The 958-nt window shown below is 37.5% G+C and carries 1 protein-coding gene; it reads left to right on the forward strand.

Annotated elements, in window-relative coordinates; all coding sequences use genetic code 11:
* Window positions 1-80 precede the first annotated feature (80 nt).
* A partial coding sequence (locus HMPREF2853_RS04870) for a hypothetical protein (protein ID WP_070535114.1) occupies window positions 81-958 on the forward strand: 878 nt, incomplete at its 3' end.

The raw sequence follows: 958 nt of genomic DNA on the forward strand, positions 1-958 counted from the left end.
TCACGCATATGGTATAATGGATTAAGAGTTTACAATCTTTGTTCATCAGATACAAACAACAAATACTCAGGAGGAAGTCAATGAAACAATATAGGAAAAAAATACTAATCATTCTGGGGGTTTTAAGCCTTCTTGTTGTGGTTTCTGGGGCCTATCCTTTGTATCGCTATTTGACACATGACCGCTATAAAGTTTGGTCAATTGAAGTAGAACCAGCATCTCATGAATTTATAGCTGATAGACAGGGGCTGATCATTTCTTGGAAAAGAACCGCTAACAGTAATGATATAGTAGACAAGGATGAGCCGGTTGAGTATAGTTCAGCAATTCATGGGAGACGATTTATAGCCACAGAAAGTATCCGTTTAATCTATAAATCGGGAGATAATCGCTTTGACGTGAAGAATCTAAGTTGGGGGGAGTATTGGAAGATTCAGGTTTATGATACCAGCCAGAATGATTTGCCTCGCAAGGAGTATGATCTTTTGAAGGCTATTGCGGATTATGATGCTTCTTACTTTCCAGTTTCAAGTGCCTATACTCATTTTTTTGCTTACAAAGATCAGGAATACCGGACAGTCGTTCTCCAGAAAACGGGAGGTGAGGATCGTAAGGAAGTCCTCTTTAACATGGATACAGGTAATCTAGAAGACATTCCTAAGGATGCCGGAAAGGCTCTAGAGAACAGAAATGTTAATATATTTAAAGAATTTACTAATTTAAAAGAATATTATGCAGGTAACCTTTTAAATATAGACACTCCAATTAGTTTTTCTCAATCCGTAATTGAACAGTCTTCAGACTGGCGCTTGAGGGAAGAATATCCAGCAGCCTATGACTTGATGACTAAGAAGAAAGGTGAACTCTATTTTTTGACTAACGAAACAGATGTTAAGCTTCTATCTGATATCTATAGCCTCTTAATCCCTAAGGACCGTGATTTATTTGATAATCTCAC

The organism is Streptococcus sp. HMSC077F03, from assembly GCF_001812375.1.
GTDB classification, from domain to species: Bacteria; Bacillota; Bacilli; order Lactobacillales; family Streptococcaceae; genus Streptococcus; species Streptococcus oralis_S.